Origin of the sequence: Campylobacter sp. LMG 17559, assembly GCF_024723605.1 — a bacterium.
Classification (GTDB): Bacteria; Campylobacterota; Campylobacteria; order Campylobacterales; family Campylobacteraceae; genus Campylobacter_D.
On sequence record NZ_JANQCZ010000084.1, the window covers coordinates 1 to 213 of the forward strand.

General features: G+C 27.7%; 1 pseudogene. It reads left to right on the top strand.

Features of this window, described 5'->3' with window-relative positions:
- Positions 1 to 213, top strand: a pseudogene (locus CAMP5082_RS08420) (methyl-accepting chemotaxis protein); the annotation flags it as partial.

The following is a 213-nucleotide window of genomic DNA, read 5'->3' on the forward strand; positions in this document are numbered from 1 at the left end:
AATGAAAACATCACTAAAACTAAAAATGCATTAGAACAAGATGCTAAAGCAGTAGAACAATCAGTAGAAACTGCTAGAGAAATAGAAAGTGGTAATCTAACAGCAAGAATTAGTGCAATTCCTGCTAATCCTCAATTAATAGAATTAAAAAATGTATTAAATGAAATGCTAAATGTATTAGAACAAAAGGTTGGTTCTAATATGAATGAAATT